Raw genomic sequence first — 20,313 nt, forward strand, 5'->3', positions numbered from 1 at the left:
GGCCTGGGCGGAGGAGATCCCGAACGCGGCACCGCCGAGGACGAGGGCGCCGGTCGTGGCGAGGGTGATGGAGGTCTTGAGGCTCTTACGCATCGTGATCAGTCCTTTGCTCTGGAGGCGCTCCGGCCGGTGGCCGAATGTGCACTGTGCACACACTGAGTACCGGCCAACTGTGACCGGAGAGCGCCCTGGGCTTTTGCCCTGTGCAAGTCATTCGGCGCCCCCGCCCGAACGGTTTGGGACGAGTTTCCTGAGGTGCCGCAACCCGGTGTTTCGTACCGTGTACCCATGGCTCCAGCACACATCTCCACCACCGACCGGCTCCGGGCGGTCGACGCCTGGTGGCGCGCCGCCAACTACCTGACGGTCGGGCAGATCTACCTGCTGGACAACCCGCTGCTCAGCCGGCCGATCGAACCCGACGACGTCAAGCCGCGGCTGCTCGGCCACTGGGGCACCTCCCCCGCACTGAACCTCGTGTACGCGCACTGCAACGCGCTGATCACAGAGACCGGGCGCGAGTTCCTGTACATCTGCGGCCCGGGGCACGGCGGGCCGGCGATGAACGCGAACGCCTGGCTGGACGGCACGTGGAACGAGCTGTACCAGGACGTCGACCTGCAGCGGTTCTTCCGCCAGTTCTCGTTCCCCGGCGGCATCCCCTCGCACGCCGCCCCGGAGACCCCCGGCTCCATCAACGAGGGCGGTGAACTCGGCTACTCGCTGTCGCACGCCTACGGTGCGGCGCTCGACAACCCGGACCTCGTCGTCGCGTGCGTGGTCGGTGACGGTGAGGCCGAGACCGGTCCGCTCGCCGGTTCGTGGCAGGCGCACACGTTCCTCGACCCGGTCTCCGACGGCGCCGTGCTGCCGATCCTCAACCTCAACGGCTGGAAGATCGCGAACCCGACCGTCCTGGCCCGCATCCCCGACGAGGACCTCACCGCGTACTTCCGCGGGCTCGGCTACGACCCGATCGTGGTCGACTCCCGCCGCGTCGACGACGACCCGTACGCGGTGCACGCCCTGTTCGACGGTGCCCTGCGACGTGCCCTCGCCGGCATCGACGACATCCAGGCCGCTGCCCGGGCCCAGGCCGCCCGTGCCGCCGCGGGGCAGCCCGCCGGTGCCGCGGACCTGCGTCCGCGCTGGCCGATGATCGTGCTGCGCACCCCGAAGGGCTGGACCGGCCCGAAGGAGGTCGACGGCGAGCAGGTCGAGGGGACCTTCCGGGCACACCAGGTGCCGCTGCCCGCGGTGCGCGAGGACGACGGCCACCGTGCGCAGCTCGAGGAGTGGATGCGCTCGTACCGCCCCGAGGAGCTCTTCGACGAGGACGGCCACCCGGTCGGCATCATGACCACGATCCGTCCGACCGGTGACGAGCGGATGAGCGCCACCCCGCACGGCAACGGCGGTCGGCTGCGGACCGCGCTCGACCGGCCGCCGCTCGAGCCGTACGCGGTCGAGGCCGGTTCCACGGCGTCGGCCACGGGCACGCTCGGCCCCTGGCTCGCCGCACTCATCGAGAAGAACGCCTCGACCTTCCGGCTGTTCGGCCCGGACGAGACGATCTCGAACAAGCTCGACGCGGTCTTCGACGTGACCTCGCGCGTCTGGCGAGCCCAGCGCGCCGCAGGCGACGAGCACCTCGCCGCACGCGGACGGGTCACCGAGGTCCTGTCCGAGCACCTGCTGGAGGGGATGCTCGAGGGGTACGTGCTGTCCGGTCGGCACGGGATGCTCAACACCTACGAGGCATTCGCCCACATCATCGACTCGATGGTCGGGCAGTACGCCAAGTGGCTGGAGTCCTCGACCGACATCGACTGGCGCGTGCCGGTGTCCAACCTGTCGCTCCTGCTCTCGTCGCACGTCTGGCGACAGGACCACAACGGGTTCTCCCACCAGGACCCCGGGTTCCTGGACGTCGTCGCGTCGAAGCAGCAGGACCTCGTCCGGATCAAGCTGCCGGCCGACGCCAACACGCTGCTCGCCGTCGCCGCGCACGCGATGGAGACCACGGACCGCATCGAGGTGATCGTCGCGGGCAAGCACCCGGAGCCGGTCTTCCTGTCCCTCGACGACGCGGTCGCGCACGCGCAGGCCGGACTCGGCGTGTGGGACTTCGCCGGCACGGAGCAGGCCGTCGGGAAGGTCGACGTCGTGCTCGCCTGCGCCGGTGACGTCCCCACGGTCGAGGCGATCGCCGCCACCGACATCATCCGGAAGCACGCTCCCGGCGTCGGGGTCCGCGTGCTCAACGTCGTCGACCTGCTGGCGCTCGGTGACCCGCGCAAGCACGAGCACCCGATCCCGGACGAGCAGTACGACGCGCTCTTCCTGCCCGGCACGCCCACGGTCTTCGCGTTCCACGGGTACCCGACCCTCGTGCACCAGCTGACGTACCGCCGGAACGGGCACGACGACCTGCACGTGCACGGGTTCCTCGAGCAGGGCACGACGACCTCGCCGTTCGACATGCTCATGCGCAACGAGATGGACCGCTTCGCCCTGGCCCACGACGCCCTGACGCGGGTGGACGCCGAGGCGCACGCCGACCTGCTCACGAAGCTCTCCGAGGCGCGTGACGCCGCGCGGACGTTCGCGTACACGAAGGGCGAGGACCACCCGTCCCTCGCGGGCTGGGAGTTCGCGGGCTGGCCGCAGGACGAGCCCGCCAGCGGCGGGACCGGCGGCGACCCGGGTGCGGGCGAGACCGAGGCGGCCGCGCCCGGCAACTGACGCACTCCTCCACAGGCCTGGAGGCCCGGAGCGCCGTCCACAGGACCGGTCACGCCCGCCGCGTGGCCGGTTCCGTGCTGTCAGGGTTCCGGCATGGACATCGGCTGGATCAGCGCGCTCGTGTCGGTCACGAGCGCGACCGTCGCGCTGGGTGCGCTCGTCGCCTCGGTGCTCGACGGGCGCGCAGGACGGCGAAATGCAGAGTTCTCGGTGCACCGCGACCTGTGGTGGCAGCGTTGGTCGTGGGTCGCCGACCGGGCGACCTCGGACGACGAAGGACAGCGCGCGGCCGCCGGTGTGATGTCGGTTGCGCTGGTGACCCGCAGTTGGACGACCGCGGACGACCGCTGGGTCGGCCAGGCACTCGACGACCTGACCGCAGCGACGATCGAAGGAGCGAACGATGATCTCGAAGCTGAGTGACAAGGACTTCAAGCGCTGGCTCGACGGACGTGAACTGACGACGCCCGCACTGCTGGCGGACCCGCACTACGGGCCCATGATGCGGGCGAAGGGCGCCGAGGAAGAGCTCCGTCAGGCGCGCATCGAATGGCGCGAACGCCAGGAGCGCGCACGGGCGCGGAAGCTCAAGTACGAGGCGTCCTTCGGTGAGAGCTGAACCGATGCCCTGCGAGCCTGCCACGCTGGGACCGTGACCGAACTCGTCATCCCGGCCCCGAGCCTCCCGACCGTGCCCACGACGACGGGCGCGCGTTTCCCCGTCCGCCGTGTGTTCTGCGTCGGACGGAACTACGCCGCGCACGCCCGCGAGATGGGCCACGACCCGGACCGCGAGCCGCCGTTCTTCTTCACCAAGCCGGCAGACGCGGTCGTGGTCGACGGGGCCGACACCCCGTACCCGCCGCTGACGCAGCAACTGGAGCACGAGGTCGAGCTCGTCGTCGCGATCGGCACCGGCGGCACGGACATCGCCGTCGCCGACGCCCTCGCACACGTCTGGGGGTACGCCGTCGGGATCGACCTCACCCGCCGCGACCTGCAGGCCGAGGCGAAGCGACTCGGGCGCCCGTGGGACACGGCCAAGGGCTTCGACGCCTCGGCACCGATCGGCGTGCTCACCCCGGCGGCCGAGGTCGACCCGACCAGCGGGGCGATCGAGCTGACGGTGGACGGGGAACTCCGGCAGTCGGGCGACCTGACCGACCAGATCTGGTCGGTCGCCGAGACGATCGCGGCGCTGTCACGGTCCGTGGCGCTCGCGCCCGGCGACCTCGTGATGACCGGCACTCCTGACGGTGTCGGCGTGCTCGAACGCGGCGCCGTGCTCGTCGGCACGATCGCCGGCGTCGGCGAGGTCCGGACCCGGATCGTCTGAAGCACGTGTCGGCGATGTGTCGACGGGCTGGGAGCGTTCGCAGGCAGCACAGGTAAGTCTTGGGCATCGTCGCGGGTGGGGCCCGCGGCGGACACGGGGCGGCGCATCGCGACGGGGCGACGCGGACACCTCGGGACTGCCGGAGGTACCACCGTGCTGGAACACGACCTGCTCGCCACGTCCTGGACGTGGGCGGGCGACGAGAGCATCCGCGACCGCGTGCACGCCGTCGGCGCCGCCGGGTTCGCCGGTTTGTCGCTGTCCCTCGACGACCTGCACGAGGTCCGCGCGACGACGGGCTTCGCCGAACTGCGCCGCATGCTCGACGCCGCCGGCATCGTCTGGGTCCAGCTCGGACCACTCGACCGGTGGTGGACGTGCACGAGCCGCACCCAGGACGAGGACGCCGACCGCGGTGTCGTGCTCGAGGCCGCGGCGACGCTGAGCGCCTGGCAGGTGGTGGCGCGCGCCGACACCTCGTTGCCCGGAGCCTCCCCCGCGACGATGGCCGACGACTGGGTCGTGCTCGCTGACCAGGCCGAAGCGGTCGGAGCGCAGCTCGTGCTCGAACCGGAACCGTGGTCGAACCTGCCCACGATCGAACGGGCCTCCCGCTTCGTCGCCGCTGCCGGGCACCCCAACGGCGGCCTGCTCATCGACGCCATGCACGCACTCCGCGGCGGCTCCACGCTCGCGTCGATCCGGCAGGGCGTCGCACCGGGGGTCCTCGCAGCCGTCGAGCTGAGCGACGGACTGCTGCACACCCCGAGCGGGATGACCCTCGCCGAGGAGTCCCGGACGGCACGGTACCTGCCCGGTGCCGGGGCGTGGGACCTGCCCGGCTTCGTCCGGACCGTGCGCGAACTCGGGTTCGACGAGCCGTGGGGCGTCGAGGTCCGGACCCCCGCGCACCGGGCGATGCCCGTCCGCGATGCACTCCGGACGGCCGTGGCCGCCACCCGTGCGGTGCTCGACGCCGCCGACGCGTTCGGCTCACCGGCCGCCCCGGCGATGCCCTCGACGCCCGCACCGACGTCCGCGGTGGACTTCGAGCCACCGCACACCGGCCGGCACGACCCGACGCACGGAGCCCGCCGTCGGGACGCCGACACAGGGACGCCCGCGTAGGTTGCTGGGCATGACCGATCAGGCAGCACACGACGACGACCTGCTCCGCCGTTCCCAGGAGTCCATCGACGAGGCCAAGGCCGCCGCGGTCGAGGTGGTCGAGCCGGAAGAGGACGAGCTCATCGAGGAAGACGCGCCCGTGGCCGACCACGCGGTGCCCTCCGACGGCCCCGCACCCGCGGCCTGACCCCGTCCTGATCCGACAGGATCCCCCCGGACAGACGACATCGCCGGGCGACCATCGAGGTCGCCCGGCGATTCTTCTTGCCGCTCGTGTGACGATCCGGTCACTCGGCACGTCTCACCAGTGGACCCACCGGTCGCGCTTCGGCGAGCCTGGTGCGGGGCGTCGTGGTCGGTCTCCCTGAACCGACTGGTCACGTGCCCCGGCGACGGTCCGTGCGCTCCCTGATCCAGCGTGCGGGCCGTCGGGTCTGTCCCGCCCGCCGGGCGGTCAGCCGCTCAGACCGCCCCGGTCAATCGTCGTCCTCGTCAGCGAGGAAGTCCGCGTACCGGACCTCGGTCTCCGTGGCGCCGCTGCCCGGTTCGACGGTCCGCTGTGACAGGTCGTCCCCCGTGATCGCGACGCGTTCTGCGGCCGTGTAGGGCGGCAGGTACTTGCTCGAGTTCATCTTCGAAGCCCCCTTCGTCCCGGCGAACGTAACAGCCGATGGCCGATCGTGGCCAGCGGTGCCGATACTGTCCCCCACGCAGGCTCGTGACGGGGGACGGATGTTCGCCAGCGGCGGACCCCATGCGCACGCATGTGGCAACAGCGAGCGGAGCGTCTCAGGACTCCCGCACGACGTCGTCCGGGTCCTTGTCCACGCGCCACCCTCGCCAGGACGGCTGCCGGAGCCGTCCGTCGCCGGTCCACTCGGCGAACTCGACCTCGCCGACGCGCTTCGGCGTGACCCAGTGCGCATCCCGCGCGTCGGGTCGCGGGACGTCGACGAACGGCGGGGTCTTCCGTTCCAGCGGTGCGAGGACACCGGCGATCTCGTCGAGGTCACGGTCACGGAACCCCGTGCCGACCTTGCCGACGTACTCCAGCCCGTCGGGGCCGGGCACCCCGAGCAACAGCGACCCGATCCCGCCGGCACGTCGACCGCTGCCCGGTTTCCAGCCGCCGACGACGACTTCCTGCGTGGCGTGGTGCTTCAGCTTCAGCCAGGCCTCGGACCGCCGCCCCTCGGCGTACTTCGACGACCGCTTCTTCGCGACCACGCCCTCGAGTCCCTGCTCGCGCGATGCAGCCAGCACCGCGTCGAGGTCGCCCTGCACCGCCGGCGGCACGTCGATCGCGCCGCCGGGGTCCACGACCGTCTCGAGTGCCTGCCGCCGGGCGTCGTAGCCGAGCCGCGTGAGCTCGTGCCCGTCCGCCTCGAGCACGTCGAACAGCAGGAACCGCACGGGCGTCGTCTCCTGCGCGCTCCGGACCTCGCGCGCCTTCGTCAGGCCCATGCGGTTCTGGAGCAGCTGGAACGAGGGTCGGCCACGATCGTCGACGGCCACGATCTCACCGTCGAACACGCCGTCCACGCCGGCCCGCTCGCCCAGTTCCTGCAGCTCGGGGTACTGGGCCGTCAGGTCGTTGTCGTTGCGACTGCGCAGGGTCACCGACCCGTCACGGACCGTCGCCAGCGCGCGCACCCCGTCCCACTTCATCTCGAAGGCCCAGTCGGACGGGTCCAGCCGGGGCTCCCCCTTGGCCAGGGTCGCCTGCATCGTCCGGCGCTCCGACGGCGGGGTCTCGGCGTCCGCGGTCCCGCTGATCCGTCGCTGCCCGGTGCGCTGCGCATCGCCGTGGCCGTCCGACGGCCCATCCGACCGTGGCGCCACCGCCGGCCCGGCAGAGCCGCCGCCGTCCGCCAGCCGTTCGGGTTGCTCCTTCGTGCGGTGGATCAGCCAGTTCTTCTCGTCCCCGCCGCCACGGCCGCGGGTGTGCAACAGCGCGAGACGGCGAGCGCCGCCGGCCCGACCGTGCAGGGTGACGATGACCTCCTGCCCCTCGCGCCACTTCTCGAGCTCGTAGGTGCCGTCGTCCCAGATCGTGACCGTGCCGCCGCCGTACTCGTCCTTCGGGATCGTGCCCTCGAACGACCCGTACTCGAGCGGGTGGTCCTCGGTCTGCACGGCCAGGTGGTTCTTGCCCGGGTCGGTCGGCTCGCCCTTCGGCAGGGCCCAGCTCACCAGCACCCCGTCGTGCTCGAGCCGGAAGTCGTAGTGGTCGCGGGTGGCGTGGTGCTCCTGGATGACGAAGGTCGGTGTGCCGTCCTTCCGCACGGTGGGCGCTCCCTCGGGCACGGGCTCCGGCGTCTTCGAGGCGTCCCGCTTCGCCCGGTAGGCGGCGAGCCGGTCACGTGCGGGCTGTTCGGCGTCGTTCGCGCGCTCGGTCCGGTCGCTGTCCCAGTGGCCGTGGTCGTCGCGCCCGACGGCCAGCGAGGCGGAGGCGACCGGGTGCAGGAAGTCCCCACGGGCCTCCAGGCGTTCGAGGACCTCGTCCAACGTGAGCTGCGCGAGCCCGCGTTCCTCGAGTTCCTTCCAGGTGCGGGGCGCCGCGACCGTCGGCCGCTCGCGGCCGCGCAGCGAGTACGGGGCGATGGTCGTCTTGTTGCCGTTGTTCTGCGACCAGTCGACGAAGACCTTGCCCTTCCGCTCGGCACGGCTCATCGACGACAGCACCAGGTCCGGCAGGTCCGTCTCGAGGGCCTTGGCCAACTCGTGGGCGACGTCGGAGACCTGCGCGGTCGTCGCCTTGCCGTCGAGCGCCGCGTACAGGTGGATGCCCTTGGAACCGGACGTCACCGGGTACGGGTCGAGCCCCATGCCGTGCAGGATCTCGCGCGCGGCCACGGCGACCTCGACGCACTCGGGCAGCCCGACGCCGTCACCCGGGTCGAGGTCGAGGACGAGCCGGTCCGGGTTCTGCTGCGCGCCGCGGGGGCCGAACCGCCACTGCGGGACGTGCAGTTCGAGCGCGGCCTGCTGCGCCATCCACACCAGGGTCGGCAGGTCGTCGACGATCGGGTACTCGTTGTCGTGCTCCGAGTGGTGGATGGTGTGGTGCCGCACCCAGTCGGGGGCCGAGTCGGGCAGGTTCTTCTCGAAGAAGACCTTGCCCTCGACACCGTTGGCCCAGCGCTTCCGGGTCACCGGGCGGTCCTTGACGTGCGGGATCATCCACGGCGCCACCCGCTCGTAGTACTCGATCACCCGACCCTTCGTGGTGCCTGTCTCGGGGTAGAGCACCTTGTCGGTGTTCGTGAGGGCGAGCCGCCGGTCCCCGACCAGGACGACGGTCTTGCGCGAGGCGGGACTCACAGCGCCACCCCGGTCGCTCCCGCCACCGTCAGGGTCGTGCCGGACGTGTACGACGACTCGGGCCCGGCCAGGTAGACGTAGGCGCTGCCGAGCTCGACGGGCTGGGCGGGACGACCGAACGGGGTGTCCTGGCCGTACGCCGCGATCTCGTCGCCCGGGTAGCTGATCGGCTGCAGGGGCGTCCACACCGGCCCGGGCACCACCGTGTTGGCGCGGATGCCCTTGCTGGCGAGCTGCCGCGCGAGCCCGTTCGTGTAGGTGATGATCGCGGCCTTCGTCGCGGCGTAGTCGATCATGCGGTCCTGCGGCTGGTACGCGGACACCGAGCTGGTCGTGACGATCGAGCTGCCCGGCGCCATGTGCGGGACAGCAGCACGGACGAGCCAGAACAGCGAGTACAGGTTGACCTTCATCGTGCGGTCGAAGTCCTCGGTGCTCTGCACGGTGACGTCCTCGTGCACCTGCTGGTGCCCCGCGACCAGCACGAGCGCGTCCAGTCCACCGAGCTCGCTGACGGCGTCCTGCACCAGGACGTCGCAGAACGCCTCGTCCGTCAGGTCACCGGGCAGCAGCACCGCCTTGCGCCCGAGGTCACCGATGACGTCGCGGACCTGTTCGAGGTCCTCGCGTTCCTCGGGCAGGGCGTTCAGGGCGACGTCGGCACCCTCCTTCGCCATCGCGATCGCCGCAGCGCGCCCGATGCCGGAGTCCGCGCCCGTGACGAGCACCCGGTACCCGCGCATCCGCCCGGTGCCCAGGTAGCTCGTCTCGCCGTGGTCGGGGGCGGGGTCCATCGCACTCGCCAGCCCGGACCCCTGCTGGGTCTGCGCGGGGAACGGCGGACGGGGGAACTGGTCGCGCGGGTCCTGCTTGTCGAGCTGGCTCATGGGCCCATCGTGCTCGCGCCGGCCTCGCGGCGGTCCAGCGAACCGGACATCCGTGGAACGATCCCCCGGACGGCGGACCTGTGGAGGAACCGACGGCTCCGGGCACGCACGCGCGCGGGCGGGCATCATGTGCGCATGAGGTCGATCTGGAAGGGCTCCATCGCGTTCGGGCTCGTCAACGTGCCCATCAAGGTCTACGCGGCCACCGAGACGCACGACGTGTCCCTGCACCAGGTCCACGACGACGACAAGGGCCGCATCCGGTACAAGCGGGTGTGCGAGTTCGGCCACGAGGTCGAGTACGCCGACATCCAGCGCGCCTACGACGACGGTGACAAGACCGTGGTGCTCACCGCGGACGACTTCAAGCAGCTCCCCGAGGAGCAGTCGCACGAGGTCGAGGTGCTCGAGTTCGTGCCCGTCGAGCAGGTCGACCCGATGATGTTCGAGAAGACCTACTACCTCGAGCCCGACTCGCGCTCGCCGAAGGCGTACGTGCTGCTGCGCGAGACCCTGACGAAGACCGACCGCCTGGCGATCGTGCAGTTCACCCTGCGGCAGAAGACCCGGCTCGGGGTGCTCCGGGTGCACGACGAGGTCATCCTGCTGCAGGGGCTGCTCTGGGGCGACGAGGTCCGCGCCGCCGACTTCAAGACCCTCGACACGACGGTGAAGGTCAGCGCCAACGAGCTGAAGATGTCGTCCTCGCTCGTCGAGAGCATGTCCACCGACTTCGACCCCGACCGCTACACCGACTCCTACCAGGAGGAACTGCAGCAGCTGATCGACGCCAAGCTCGAGGCGGGCGACGACATCGACACCGAGAAGACCTTCGGCGCGCAGGACGACGAGGACGACGACGACGAGGGCGGTGACGTGCTCGACCTGATGGCCGCCCTGCGTGCGTCCGTCGACAAGAAGCGGACAGGAGGCTCGGGGTCGCGTTCGTCGTCGACGTCACGGTCGTCGTCCGGTTCCGGCTCGGGCACGTCCGGCTCCGGCACGTCCGGCTCCGGCAGGAAGGCGCCGGCGAAGAAGGCACCGGCCAAGAAGGCTGCCGAGAGCACGACGGAGAAGGCCCCCGCGAAGTCGGCGCCGAAGAAGGCACCGGCGAAGAAGGCCCCGGCCAAGAAGCCCGCCGCCAAGAAGCAGGCGAGCTGACCGTCCGCGGGTCAGACCGCGGTCGACCCGCCGCCCGCCAGGCGCTCGAGCGTGGTGAACACCTCGGCGTACTGCTGGCGGAGCGCTGCCCACCCGGCGCCGGTGTCGATCGACTCCGGGTCCTCGACGGGCACCGCGTACCCGTACTGCGCCCGCGGGACCGGGTCACCCGGCAACCGGAGTTCCTGGGTGAACGCGCCGCTCGCGGCCTCGAAGGTCAGGGTGTGCGATGCGATGTTCCGGCCCCAGTCCGCGGACGGCCACGACATGAACGCGACGTGCCGCATCCCCTCGGCGGGATCGGTCGCCGAGACGTAGCAGCCGTGGTGGTCCTCACCCGGGGACAGGATCGTGTACGTGCCGTTGTCCCGGTAGACGAGCAGGGCCTCGGCGAAGGGCTTCGGCGCGTACATCGCGGTGTAGCGCAGGGCGTGGACGAACTGCGGCCGCCCCAGAGGAACCGTCACGAGCGCGCTGCGGACCGGCCCCTCGCTGGCTGGTGGCTCGCCCGGGGTCGACGCCGCTGCACCTGCCGGCAGGTGGGCGACGTAGAGCAGCTCGGCGTCCTCCGTGCCGGTGCTGCGGCCGTCGTGCACGATGCGCGGCTCCTCGACCAGGGCCTGCCCCGGCCCGACGACCCGAGTCGCCTCTTCGGTGACGTGCGTCAGCGCACCGCGCACCACGAGACCCGTCTGGCGTGCGTCGTGCTGGTGCCAGCCGGTCGACGCACCCACCGGGAGCGTCAGCCGCCGCACCTCGTACGTGCCGCCGTCGGGCCCGTCGACGGTGGCGATGAGGGTGGTGGTGGGCTCGGGGTGGGGCATCGGGGTCCTCTCGGTGGTGCGTTCGCCAGATGATCGTCTTGCACCCGCCTGGGACGGTGGTCGAAGGACGACGCGGATCCGTTCAGCCGGCGCGCGAGGCACGTGTCACGAGCCGGAAACACGGGTCCGCGACACTGGTCGGATGACTCCACAAGAGCCTGGGAGCCTGCAGTCGTCATCCGAGACCGCAGGCCCGCCCGTCACCGTCTCCGTCACCCGCTTGGTCGAACCCGACCGCATCCCCGAGGTCACCCGCTGGGTGCAGTCCGGGGTGAACCTGGCGAACCGCTACCCCGGCTTCCTCGGCTCGGGGTGGGTGCGTTCCACCGCGCAGTCCCGCGAGTGGCACATGCTCTACCGCTTCGCCGACCACGACTCCCTGGCGACGTGGGAGAACTCCGACGACCGGCTGCGCTGGCTCGACCTGGGCCGTGACCTGGTGGTGGAGTCCCGCGTCGAGAAGCGCACCGGCATCGAGGGGTGGTTCGACGTCCCGCAGGACGCCCCGGCCTCGAGCGCTCCCCCGCGGTGGAAGCAGTCCGTGAGCATCTGGCTCGGCTTCTTCCCGGTCAACCTCGCGTTCACGTACCTGATGGCCTGGCTCGTCCCCGCGTTCGCGCACGTCGCGATCCTGCCCCGGGTGCTCATCACGACCGTCGTGCTCACGCCGATCATGACGTTCTGGGTGCTGCCGTTCGTGACGAAGCTGATCCGTCCGTGGCTGCTCGCTCCGCCGAGGCAGCGACGGCAGCCGGACCCGCAGCCAAACGGCTAGACCGACGGGGCGCTACGGGGTCCCGAGCACCGACAGCTGGTCGAGCCGCTCGAGGATGACGCCCTCGCGCAGCGCCCACGGGCAGATCTCGAGGGCCGGCAGGTCGAAGATGTCCAGGCACGCCTCGGCGACGAGCGCCCCGGGCACCACCTGGTGTGCGCGGCTCGCCGAGACGCCCGGCAGCGCCGCGAGTTCGTCGACCGACATCGTGAGCAGTTCCGGCAGCCGCTGCCGCAGCACCGCGCCGTCGAGCGCGCGCGGCACCAGGGGCCCGGCGGCCGACGGGGCGGCACCGCAGATGCGGGCGATCGACCGGAACGTCTTCGATGTCGCCACGGCCCGGTCCGGACGCCCCGAGCGGAGCAGCCGTCCGGCGTCCCGGGCGATCTCCACACGGATCTCGTGCCGGATGCGGCGGACGTCGTCCTCGGTCGGGGTGCCGGCCGCGAAGTAGGAGCGCGCCAGACGTGCGGCGCCGATCGGCATCGACCACGCGACGTCCGGTGCCTCGTCGGCACCGCCGGCGATCTCGAGCGAGCCACCGCCAATGTCGAAGACCGCCAGGCGACCGGCGGACCAGCCGAACCAGCGGCGCACGGCCAGGAACGTCAGCCGGGCCTCGTCGGAGCCGGACAGGACGGCCAGTTCGACCCCGGTGGAGGCCTCGACGTGGGCGAGCACGGCCTCGGAGTTGCCGGCGTCGCGCACCGCCGAGGTCGCGAACGCGAGCATGTCCTCGCAACCGCGCTCCTCGGCGACGCGGACGGCGTCGGCGACGAAGGCGGTCAGGGCATCGATCCCCTGCTGGGTCACCGCGCCCGAGTCGTCCAGGTGCTCGGCCAGCCGCAACGGCTGCTTGAACGAGGACGCCGGCAGCGGCGCGGCGCCGCCGTGGGCGTCCACCACGAGCAGGTGGCCGGTGTTGGACCCGATGTCGAGGACTCCCACGCGCATGGGACAACGCTAACGGTCTGGAGGCCCGCCCTACGCCCGCAGGAACGCCTCCAACTCGGCGGTGGTCGGGTACGAGGCCTGTGCGCCCGGCTTGGTCGCGGCGTACGCCCCGACCCCCACCGCGAACCGAGCGGCGTCGACGAGGGCGTCCCCCGCCGCCAGACGCAGCGCCACCGCCCCCATGAAGGCGTCGCCGCAGCCCGTGGTGTCCACCGGCTCGACCCGCACGGCGTCGATCGACACCGGCTCGGCACCCCCGTCGTGCACGACGCAGCCGGCACCACCACGGGTGACGATCGACCGGGCGACGCCGTGGTCCCCGAGCGCCGCGGCCTCGTGCTCGTTGACCAGCAGGACGTCGGTCAGCTCGAGGAGTTCGGCAGGCACGGCGCCGAACGGCGACAGGTTCGTGAGCACCGTGACCCCGGCGGCGTGCGCGGCCCGGGCGGCGGCGAGGACGACGTCGATCGACACCTCGAGGCAGAGCCCCAGCACCGCGGCGCCGGCGAAGGCGTCTGTCGGCACGTCGTCCGATGTCAGCGTGCCGTTCGCCCCGGCGGAGATCACGATGGTGTTCTCGCCTGCGGCGTCGACCGTGATGACGGCGGTGCCGGTCGCGACGCCCTCCCGGATCGCGACGTGCGTCGTGTCGACCCCCGCAGCCGCGACGGAGTCGCGGAGCAGCGCACCGTTCCCGTCGTCGCCGACCGCACCGATCATGCGCACCGTGCCCCCGAGCCTCCCGGCAGCCACCGCCTGGTTGGCGGACTTGCCCCCGGGCAGGATCGCGAGGTCGGAGCCCTGCAGGGTCTCACCGGGCTGGGGGAAGCGCGCGGTGCGGACCACCAGGTCCGCGTTGAGCGACCCGACGACGACGATGCTCTCGGTCAACGGACGGTCTCCTTCTGCGGGGCGACGGACGTGGTCTCGGCGCCTTCCGGACGGGGGATGAGGAACGAGATCGCGAGTGCGACGGTCGTGATCGCGGCCCCGAGCAGCATGCCACCGGAGTACCCGGCGGTGCCCGCGGAACCGCCGACGCCGAGCGCGATCTGCAGCGCGGGCAGGACCGCGAAGCTGACCCCGGCGCCGAGGTTGAACGCACCGGCGTTCAGCCCGGGCAGGAACCCGGGGTTCGACTCCGGCGACAGCACGATGCCCAGGCCGTTCAGGATGATGTTCGCGATGCCGGCGTAGGTGATGCCGATCAGCACCGTCGCGGTGACCAGCACCGGCAGCGAATGCACGCCGACGAGCGCCATCAGGACCGTCGAGACGATGCTGCCGATGAGTCCGAAGCGCAGGACCGCGCGGTACCCGATGGTGGGGGCGAGGCGCCCGGCAAAGGGTCCGACGATCCAGCCGACCAGCGCGTACGGGGTGAGGAACACGAGCGAGGCAAGGTCGGCCTCCATCCCGAAGCCGGCGTCCCCGTTCTGCGCGAGCGACGTGACCAGACCGTTGACGACGGCGAAGACGCCGGTCATGGTGAGGAACGTCGTGGCGAGGAGCGCCCAGGTCGCGCGGCGCTTCAGGAACCGGGTCTCGACCAGGGGCTCCCGCACGCGCGACTCGACGGCCCAGAACACCGCGAAGGCGACGAGCGCGACGACGACGCCACCGACCACGAGCACGGGGTTCGCCGCGCCGAGCTTGCCGGCCTCGTTGAACGCCGTGAGCAGCGCACCGACGCTCACCACGAGGGGCACGACGCCGATCCAGTCCATCCGGGTGCCGGCCGAGGGCTTCGACTCGACACCCCAGACGGCGACCAGGAACAGGGCGAGGACGGTGACGACGGCGATGACCCAGAAGATCCCGCGGAACCCGAAGTTCGTCGCGATCCAGCCGCCGGCCAGGGCGTCGACACCCGCGATGCCGCCGTTCACCGCGGTGAGCAGCCCGAGGGCGGCGCCGTAGCGCTTCGGGTCGCTGATCTCGTTGCGCAGGACGAGCAGGCAGATCGGGACGACCGGACCGGTGACGCCCTGGATGATGCGACCGGCGAACAGCATCGGCACGTTCACCGCGAGCGCGGCGACGATGCTGCCGACGAGCATCACGGCGAGCATGCCGATCAGCACCCGCTTGCGGCCGACGATGTCGGACAGCCGCGGCAGGAACAGCGAGAACAGCGCCGCGAGCGTGAAGTACAGGGTCTGCGACAGCCCGATCGTGGCGTCGTCGGTGTTGAGCTCGCGCGCCATCGTGACGAGGGCGGGGCTGAGCATGCTCGCGTTCAGCTGGAACGCGATGCACGCGGCGAGGAGCGCGGCGGTGAGGGCGCCGATCGACTTCTTCGTCGAGGTGGTGGTCATGGGGTTCAGTGCTCCGGGGTCGTGGTGATGCCGGCTTCGACGGCGTCGGCGGCGGCACGTGGGGTCCAGCCGGTGTCGGCCGTCTCGCCGATGCGCTCGAGGGCGTCGACGACGAGGTCCCAGAACCGGCCGTGGTCGAGCTCCATCGCGGCGCTCGTGCGGCAGTCCTCGGGTGCGGGGGCGCGGAAGTCGGCGACGGTCATGCCGAGGGTCAGCGTGCCCTGGGTCTCGACGTGGATCGGGACCTTCACGGCGCGGACGATGGTGGGGTCGATCACGTAGGCGACGGCGCAGGGGTCGTGGACCGGCGGGGCGTCGAAGCCCTGGGCGTCCTTGTAGGTCTGGCCGAAGAAGTCGAGCAGCTCACCGACGAACGCGGCGGGGGCGGTGCCGACGCCGGCGATGCGTGCGGCGACCTCGGGGGTGGCGAGGGCCTGGTGCGTCAGGTCGAGGCCGACCATCACGACGTCCCAGCCGGCCTCGAACACGATGGCCGCGGCCTCCGGGTCGATGACGATGTTGAACTCGGCGACCGGGCTCCAGTTGCCGACGTGCACGCCGCCGCCCATGAGCACGACCTGCTTGACGCGCTCGACGATGCGGGGCTCCTTGCGGGCCGCGAGGGCGATGTTCGTCAGACCCCCGGTCGGCACGAGGGTGACCGTGCCGGGCTCGTGGGCCATCACGGTGTCGATGATCAGGTCGACGGCGTGGCGCTCATCGAGGTCGAACGACGGCTCGGGGAGCATCGGGCCGTCCAGGCCGCTCTCGCCGTGGATGTCCGGTGCGACCTCGATCTGACGCAGCAGCGGGCGGGCGGCTCCGGCAGCGAACGGCACACCCGTGATGCCGGCGATGCGGGCGACCGCCAGGGCGTTGCGGGTGACCTTCGGCAGGGTCTGGTTGCCGACGACGGTGGTCACGGCGAGCAGGTCGATCGCCGGGCTGCCGTGGGCGAGCAGGAGCGCCACGGCGTCGTCGTGGCCGGGGTCGCAGTCGAGGATGATCTTCGCGGCGGGCTGGGTCGCATCGGGCACGCTGGGCGCTCCACTTCTTCGGGGAATCGAGGTGAGTGCTCGACGTGGTGGGGATCCACGGGCCGGCAGAGCGCTGGCGACGCGGCGCGTCAAGCGTTTGACATCGAAACACGTCAAACGCTTGACGTCAAGTTCGACCACCACGCTCGCTAGCATCGACGGGTGCCCTCCCCCGCCGTTCCGAGCCGTCGAGTGACCGCTGCGATGGTGGCCGAGCGTGCGGGCACGAGCATCGCCACGGTCTCCCTCGTCGTGAACGGTAAGGACCGCGGGCGGGTCTCCGCCCCCATCGCCGCACGGGTCCGCGACGCCGTGGACGACCTCGGCTACGTCGTCGACCACGCCGCCAGCTCGTTGGCTCGGGGCAGCGGCGACCTCGTCGTGTTCATCGCCCCCGACCTGTCGAACCCGTTCTTCGCCGAGGTCATCCGTGGCGTCCGCGACACCCTGGGCGACCGGTTCCAGCTCGTGCTCTCCGTCACCGAGCGGGGTGCACAGCCGGTCGCGGCCGACGTCCGGCGCTTCGAACGGCTCCGCCCGGCCGGCATCCTGGTCGACGCCCCCGCCGCTGACGAGCCGATGTCGGCGAGCGTCCCCGTGGTGCTGCTCGACGCCCCCGGTGGGCCCGAGGCGGTCAACTACGACCTCTCCACCGGCGTGCACGACCTCGTCGCCCACCTGCACGACCAGGGGCACCGGCACGTGGGCTACCTCGACGGCACCTCGCGGGCGGCGACGTTCGGCGTGCGCCGCGAACTGTTCGAGCAGGCCTGCGCGGACGCCGGCATCACGGTCTCCGAGGTCACCGCGCGCGCCGACCTGACCGTGGAGGCCGCGGCCTCGGCCACCGAGCACGTCATCGAGGCCTGGCAGGACGACGACGTCACCGCCGTCGTCGCGGCCGCGGACACCCTGGCCTACGGAGTCCTGCGGGTCGCCGGTGCGCTCGGCATCGCCGTCCCCGGCGCACTCGCGGTCGCGGGCTTCGACGACCTGCCGTCCTCGTCGGTCACCGCGCCGGCCCTGACGAGCGTGGCGCTGCCCGGCGCCGACCTCGGTCGGGCTGCGGCACTGCGGCTCCTCGCGACGCTCGACGGCACGGCCGCCGAGCCCGCGGCCCTGCCGACGCGGCTCGTGCCGCGCGCGAGCACCGGCGCTTAGCGCGGCACGCGTCGCCCGAGCCGGGGCCCGCGAAAGCGACACATCTCGCACGTCCGAGGCGGCAGGTCCGCGAAAGCGACAGTTCGACGCGGATGTTCCGCGGAGAACTGTCGCTTTCGCGAAGGAGGCGGGCTCGCCACGCGCCGTGGGCGCAGACGCGCCGGACGGGAGGCCCGGTGCCAGCCCGCACCGCGCCTCCAGGGAGCGACGGGCGCGACCACCCCGCCATGGCGACAGATCTCGCCGCCCACCGACCGGCAGGACCGCGAAAGCGACAGATGTCCGCGGACGTTCCGCGCAGATCTGTCGCTTTCGCGAGGCGGGCTACTGCTGCGTGCGGTCCGCCGGCTCCGGTGCCGCGTGCTCCGCGCGCGCAGCACGCTGCGCGCGCTCGAGCTCGTCGGCCTCGTCGCCGCCGACGGCCTCGCCACGGGCGACCATGCCGGCCGTGTCGGAGAGCGTGATCTGCGGCAGGAAGAGCGCGAGCAGGAACGCCACCGCGATGAACGGCAGCAGGTACCAGAACACCGGTGCGAGCGAGTCGGCGTAGGCGTTCACGACGCCGTCCTGCACCGCCGGCGGCAACCCCGCGACGGTCGACGGGTCGATGCTCCCCGCCGACGACGCCGCATCGGTCGCCGAGCCGCCGGCACCACGGAACACGTCGGTCAGCGACGTCGTGAGCCGCGCGGTGAAGAGCGCGCCGAAGACGGCGGTGCCGAGGGAGGCGCCAACCTCTCGGAAGTAGTTGTTCGTCGAGGTCGCGGTGCCGACCTGCTCGGCGGGGACGGCGTTCTGCGCGACGAGGACGACCACCTGCATGATCAGGCCGAGCCCCGCACCGAAGACGAACAGGTACGCGCAGATGAGCCAGATCGGGGTGTCCGCCGCCAGCTGGGTCATCGCGAGCATCGCGATGGCCACCAGGACCGTGCCGACGATCGGGAACATCCGGTAGCGCCCGGTCTTGGTGATCAGCACACCCGAGGCGATCGAGGTGCCGATCAGGCCGGCCATCATCGGCAGCATCAGCAGGCCGGAGACCGCAGCCGAGGTACCCGAGGCCATCTGCAGGAACGTCGGGACGAAGCCGATCGCGGCGAACATGCCGATGCCGAGCACCAGGCCGATGCCGGTCGCCAGCAGGAAGGTGCGGTTGCGGAAGAACGACAGCGGGAGCACCGGGTCCTGCGCACGGGACTCGACGAACACCAGCAGCGCTGCCGAGACGACGAGACCGGCGAACCAGGCCCAGGTCTCGGGGGCGTCCCAGCCGTGGTCCTTGCTGCCGCCGAACTCGGAGAAGAACACCAGGCACGTGGTCGCTGTGGACATGAACAGCACGCCGAGGACGTCGATGCGCTTCGTCGCCTTCTTGTTCGGCAGGGTCAGCGCGAACCAGGCCACGAAGAACGCCGCGATGCCGACCGGGATGTTGATGTAGAACGCCCAGTTCCAGGTGAGGTGGTCCACGAAGAAGCCACCGAGCAGCGGGCCACCGATTGCGGACAGGCCGAAGATCGCACCGAGCGGGCCGAGGTACTTGCCGCGCTGCGAGGCCGGGACGATGTCCGCGATGATCGCCTGCGACAGGATCATCAGGCCACCGCCGCCGAGCCCCTGCATGGCGCGGAACGCCACGAGCTGCGTGAAGTCCGTGGCGAACGCGCACCCGGCCGACGCGATGGTGAACAGCGCGATCGCGATGAGGAACAGGTTGCGTCGGCCGAGGACGTCGCCGAACTTGCCGTAGACGGGCATCACGATGGTGGAGGCGAGCAGGTACCCGGTCGTCAGCCAGGCCTGGTGCGCGACGCCGCCGAGCTCGCCGACGATGGTCGGCATCGCGGTGGAGACGATGGTCTGGTCGAGGCTGGAGAGCAGCATCCCCGCGATCAGGGCGGAGAAGATGATCCAGATGCGACGCTGCGTCAGGAGCAGCGGGCCGTCGGAGCCTGGGCGGGCACGCTTGGTGGTGCCCGGCGCGGTGGCGCTCATGTGGTGTGTTCCCGTTCGGTCGTGGTGACCGCCCTGAGCAGGCGGAGGTTCTCGGTGAGCAGTTCGTCGAACGTCGGCCCGGTGGCCTCGTCGAACGCGTCGTCGAAGTACTCGGTCGCGGTGGCCTTCATCAAGGCGGCCGCAGCCTCGGTGACCAGGCGCGGTCGGCGGTCGGCGGGGTCGTCCCACCCGAACCGTCGCCGCAGGGCCACGGTGATCCGGGCGAGCTGCACGTCGGTCGCCGACAGGAACCGTGCGACGAGTGCCGGTTCCCGCTCGAACACCCGGCGGACCAGGGCTTCGTCGGCGCGGGCGATGCCGACCCGGTGGAACTGGTCGATCGCCAGCGCGACGATCGACCCGAGGGGGTCCAGCTCGCCGGGGACGATCCCGCCCGCGGCGTAGGCGTCGATCGCCTCGACGTCGGCGTTGAGCTCGATGCCGAGCACGGCGTCGTCCTTCGACCCGAAGTGGTTGAAGAACGTGCGGCGCGACACCCCGACGGTCTCGCAGAGCTGCTCGATCGTGAAGCCGTGCAGCCCGTGTTCGACCGTCGCCCGACGTGCCTCGACGATCATGCGTCGGCGCAGCGCGCGGGTGCGTTCGGTCGTGCTCACCAAGCAAGAATTGCACTCTCCTGCTGAAAGTGCAATACAGGACGGGGC

The 20,313-nt window shown here is 71.5% G+C and carries 19 protein-coding genes; 9 read left to right on the forward strand and 10 right to left on the reverse strand.

Translation table 11 applies throughout. The features are described 5' to 3' along the window. The first annotated feature begins 288 nt into the window (after positions 1 to 288). The 6 genes from DEJ04_RS17015 (at position 289) to DEJ04_RS18550 (ending at position 5,396) form a co-directional block, all read left to right on the forward strand. On the forward strand, positions 289 to 2,745 hold the full coding sequence (locus tag DEJ04_RS17015) for a phosphoketolase (RefSeq protein ID WP_111047858.1): 2,457 nt from the start codon (positions 289 to 291) through the stop codon (positions 2,743 to 2,745). A gap of 93 nt (positions 2,746 to 2,838) precedes the next feature. Further along, positions 2,839 to 3,168: a hypothetical protein gene (locus tag DEJ04_RS17020; protein WP_111047859.1), complete on the forward strand. Its 330-nt coding sequence runs from the start codon at positions 2,839 to 2,841 to the stop codon at positions 3,166 to 3,168. Further along, the gene (locus DEJ04_RS17025) at positions 3,149 to 3,364 is read left to right on the forward strand and encodes a hypothetical protein (RefSeq protein ID WP_111047860.1); all 216 of its coding nucleotides are present in this window, start codon (positions 3,149 to 3,151) and stop codon (positions 3,362 to 3,364) included. Before DEJ04_RS17020 ends, DEJ04_RS17025 begins: the two co-directional genes overlap by 20 nt. Positions 3,365 to 3,397: 33 nt before the next feature. After that, positions 3,398 to 4,081, forward strand: a complete 684-nt coding sequence (locus tag DEJ04_RS17030; protein ID WP_111047861.1) for a fumarylacetoacetate hydrolase family protein — start codon at positions 3,398 to 3,400, stop codon at positions 4,079 to 4,081. Positions 4,082 to 4,234: 153 nt separating this feature from the next. Beyond that, the gene (locus DEJ04_RS17035) at positions 4,235 to 5,209 is read left to right on the forward strand and encodes a sugar phosphate isomerase/epimerase (protein ID WP_146248751.1); all 975 of its coding nucleotides are present in this window, start codon (positions 4,235 to 4,237) and stop codon (positions 5,207 to 5,209) included. A gap of 10 nt (positions 5,210 to 5,219) precedes the next feature. Continuing rightward, the gene (locus DEJ04_RS18550; RefSeq protein WP_181437870.1) at positions 5,220 to 5,396 is read left to right on the forward strand and encodes a hypothetical protein; all 177 of its coding nucleotides are present in this window, start codon (positions 5,220 to 5,222) and stop codon (positions 5,394 to 5,396) included. 289 nt (positions 5,397 to 5,685) lie between these two features. Here the strand turns inward: DEJ04_RS18550 and DEJ04_RS18555 are convergent, their stop codons facing one another. From DEJ04_RS18555 to DEJ04_RS17045, 3 genes are all read right to left on the reverse strand, one after another. After that, entirely contained in the window at positions 5,686 to 5,841 is a 156-nt protein-coding gene (locus DEJ04_RS18555; RefSeq protein ID WP_164941141.1) for a hypothetical protein, read from the reverse strand. Positions 5,842 to 5,998: 157 nt separating this feature from the next. Then, a complete protein-coding gene (locus DEJ04_RS17040) occupies positions 5,999 to 8,533 on the reverse strand; it encodes an ATP-dependent DNA ligase (RefSeq protein WP_111047863.1) in 2,535 nt (844 codons plus the stop codon). Continuing rightward, positions 8,530 to 9,420 (reverse strand): SDR family oxidoreductase, encoded by an 891-nt coding sequence (locus tag DEJ04_RS17045; protein ID WP_071404867.1) that lies wholly within the window; start codon positions 9,418 to 9,420, stop codon positions 8,530 to 8,532. Before DEJ04_RS17045 ends, DEJ04_RS17040 begins: the two co-directional genes overlap by 4 nt. A 135-nt stretch (positions 9,421 to 9,555) precedes the next feature. Between DEJ04_RS17045 and DEJ04_RS17050 the strand changes: the two genes are divergently transcribed. Continuing rightward, positions 9,556 to 10,581, forward strand: a complete 1,026-nt coding sequence (locus DEJ04_RS17050; RefSeq protein ID WP_111047864.1) for a Ku protein — start codon at positions 9,556 to 9,558, stop codon at positions 10,579 to 10,581. An 11-nt stretch (positions 10,582 to 10,592) separates the two neighbouring features. On the opposite strand, the gene DEJ04_RS18560 is transcribed toward DEJ04_RS17050, so the two are convergent. Then, a complete protein-coding gene (locus tag DEJ04_RS18560; protein ID WP_181437871.1) occupies positions 10,593 to 11,405 on the reverse strand; it encodes a cupin domain-containing protein in 813 nt (270 codons plus the stop codon). Positions 11,406 to 11,547: 142 nt separating this feature from the next. Between DEJ04_RS18560 and DEJ04_RS17060 the strand changes: the two genes are divergently transcribed. Next, positions 11,548 to 12,180: an antibiotic biosynthesis monooxygenase gene (locus tag DEJ04_RS17060; RefSeq protein WP_111047865.1), complete on the forward strand. Its 633-nt coding sequence runs from the start codon at positions 11,548 to 11,550 to the stop codon at positions 12,178 to 12,180. Between the two features lie 12 nt (positions 12,181 to 12,192). Here the strand turns inward: DEJ04_RS17060 and DEJ04_RS17065 are convergent, their stop codons facing one another. The 4 genes from DEJ04_RS17065 to DEJ04_RS17080 are packed head-to-tail and all read right to left on the reverse strand — an operon-like array spanning position 12,193 to position 16,489. Continuing rightward, entirely contained in the window at positions 12,193 to 13,134 is a 942-nt protein-coding gene (locus DEJ04_RS17065; protein WP_111047866.1) for a Ppx/GppA phosphatase family protein, read from the reverse strand. 30 nt (positions 13,135 to 13,164) lie between these two features. Continuing rightward, a complete protein-coding gene (locus tag DEJ04_RS17070) occupies positions 13,165 to 14,025 on the reverse strand; it encodes a ribokinase (RefSeq protein ID WP_111047867.1) in 861 nt (286 codons plus the stop codon). Beyond that, a complete protein-coding gene (locus DEJ04_RS17075) occupies positions 14,022 to 15,452 on the reverse strand; it encodes an MFS transporter (protein ID WP_111039774.1) in 1,431 nt (476 codons plus the stop codon). Before DEJ04_RS17075 ends, DEJ04_RS17070 begins: the two co-directional genes overlap by 4 nt. A 5-nt stretch (positions 15,453 to 15,457) precedes the next feature. Next, positions 15,458 to 16,489, reverse strand: a complete 1,032-nt coding sequence (locus tag DEJ04_RS17080; protein ID WP_111047868.1) for a nucleoside hydrolase — start codon at positions 16,487 to 16,489, stop codon at positions 15,458 to 15,460. A 162-nt stretch (positions 16,490 to 16,651) separates the two neighbouring features. Between DEJ04_RS17080 and DEJ04_RS17085 the strand changes: the two genes are divergently transcribed. Then, positions 16,652 to 17,650, forward strand: coding sequence for a LacI family DNA-binding transcriptional regulator (locus DEJ04_RS17085; protein ID WP_239001389.1), 999 nt, complete (start codon positions 16,652 to 16,654; stop codon positions 17,648 to 17,650). 324 nt (positions 17,651 to 17,974) lie between these two features. On the opposite strand, the gene DEJ04_RS17090 is transcribed toward DEJ04_RS17085, so the two are convergent. Then, positions 17,975 to 19,648 (reverse strand): MDR family MFS transporter, encoded by a 1,674-nt coding sequence (locus tag DEJ04_RS17090; RefSeq protein WP_111047869.1) that lies wholly within the window; start codon positions 19,646 to 19,648, stop codon positions 17,975 to 17,977. Continuing rightward, on the reverse strand, positions 19,645 to 20,265 hold the full coding sequence (locus tag DEJ04_RS17095) for a TetR/AcrR family transcriptional regulator (RefSeq protein WP_258367298.1): 621 nt from the start codon (positions 20,263 to 20,265) through the stop codon (positions 19,645 to 19,647). Before DEJ04_RS17095 ends, DEJ04_RS17090 begins: the two co-directional genes overlap by 4 nt. Between the last annotated feature and the right edge of the window lie 48 nt (positions 20,266 to 20,313).

This window comes from Curtobacterium sp. MCLR17_044 (assembly GCF_003234435.1).
GTDB classification, from domain to species: Bacteria; Actinomycetota; Actinomycetes; order Actinomycetales; family Microbacteriaceae; genus Curtobacterium; species Curtobacterium flaccumfaciens.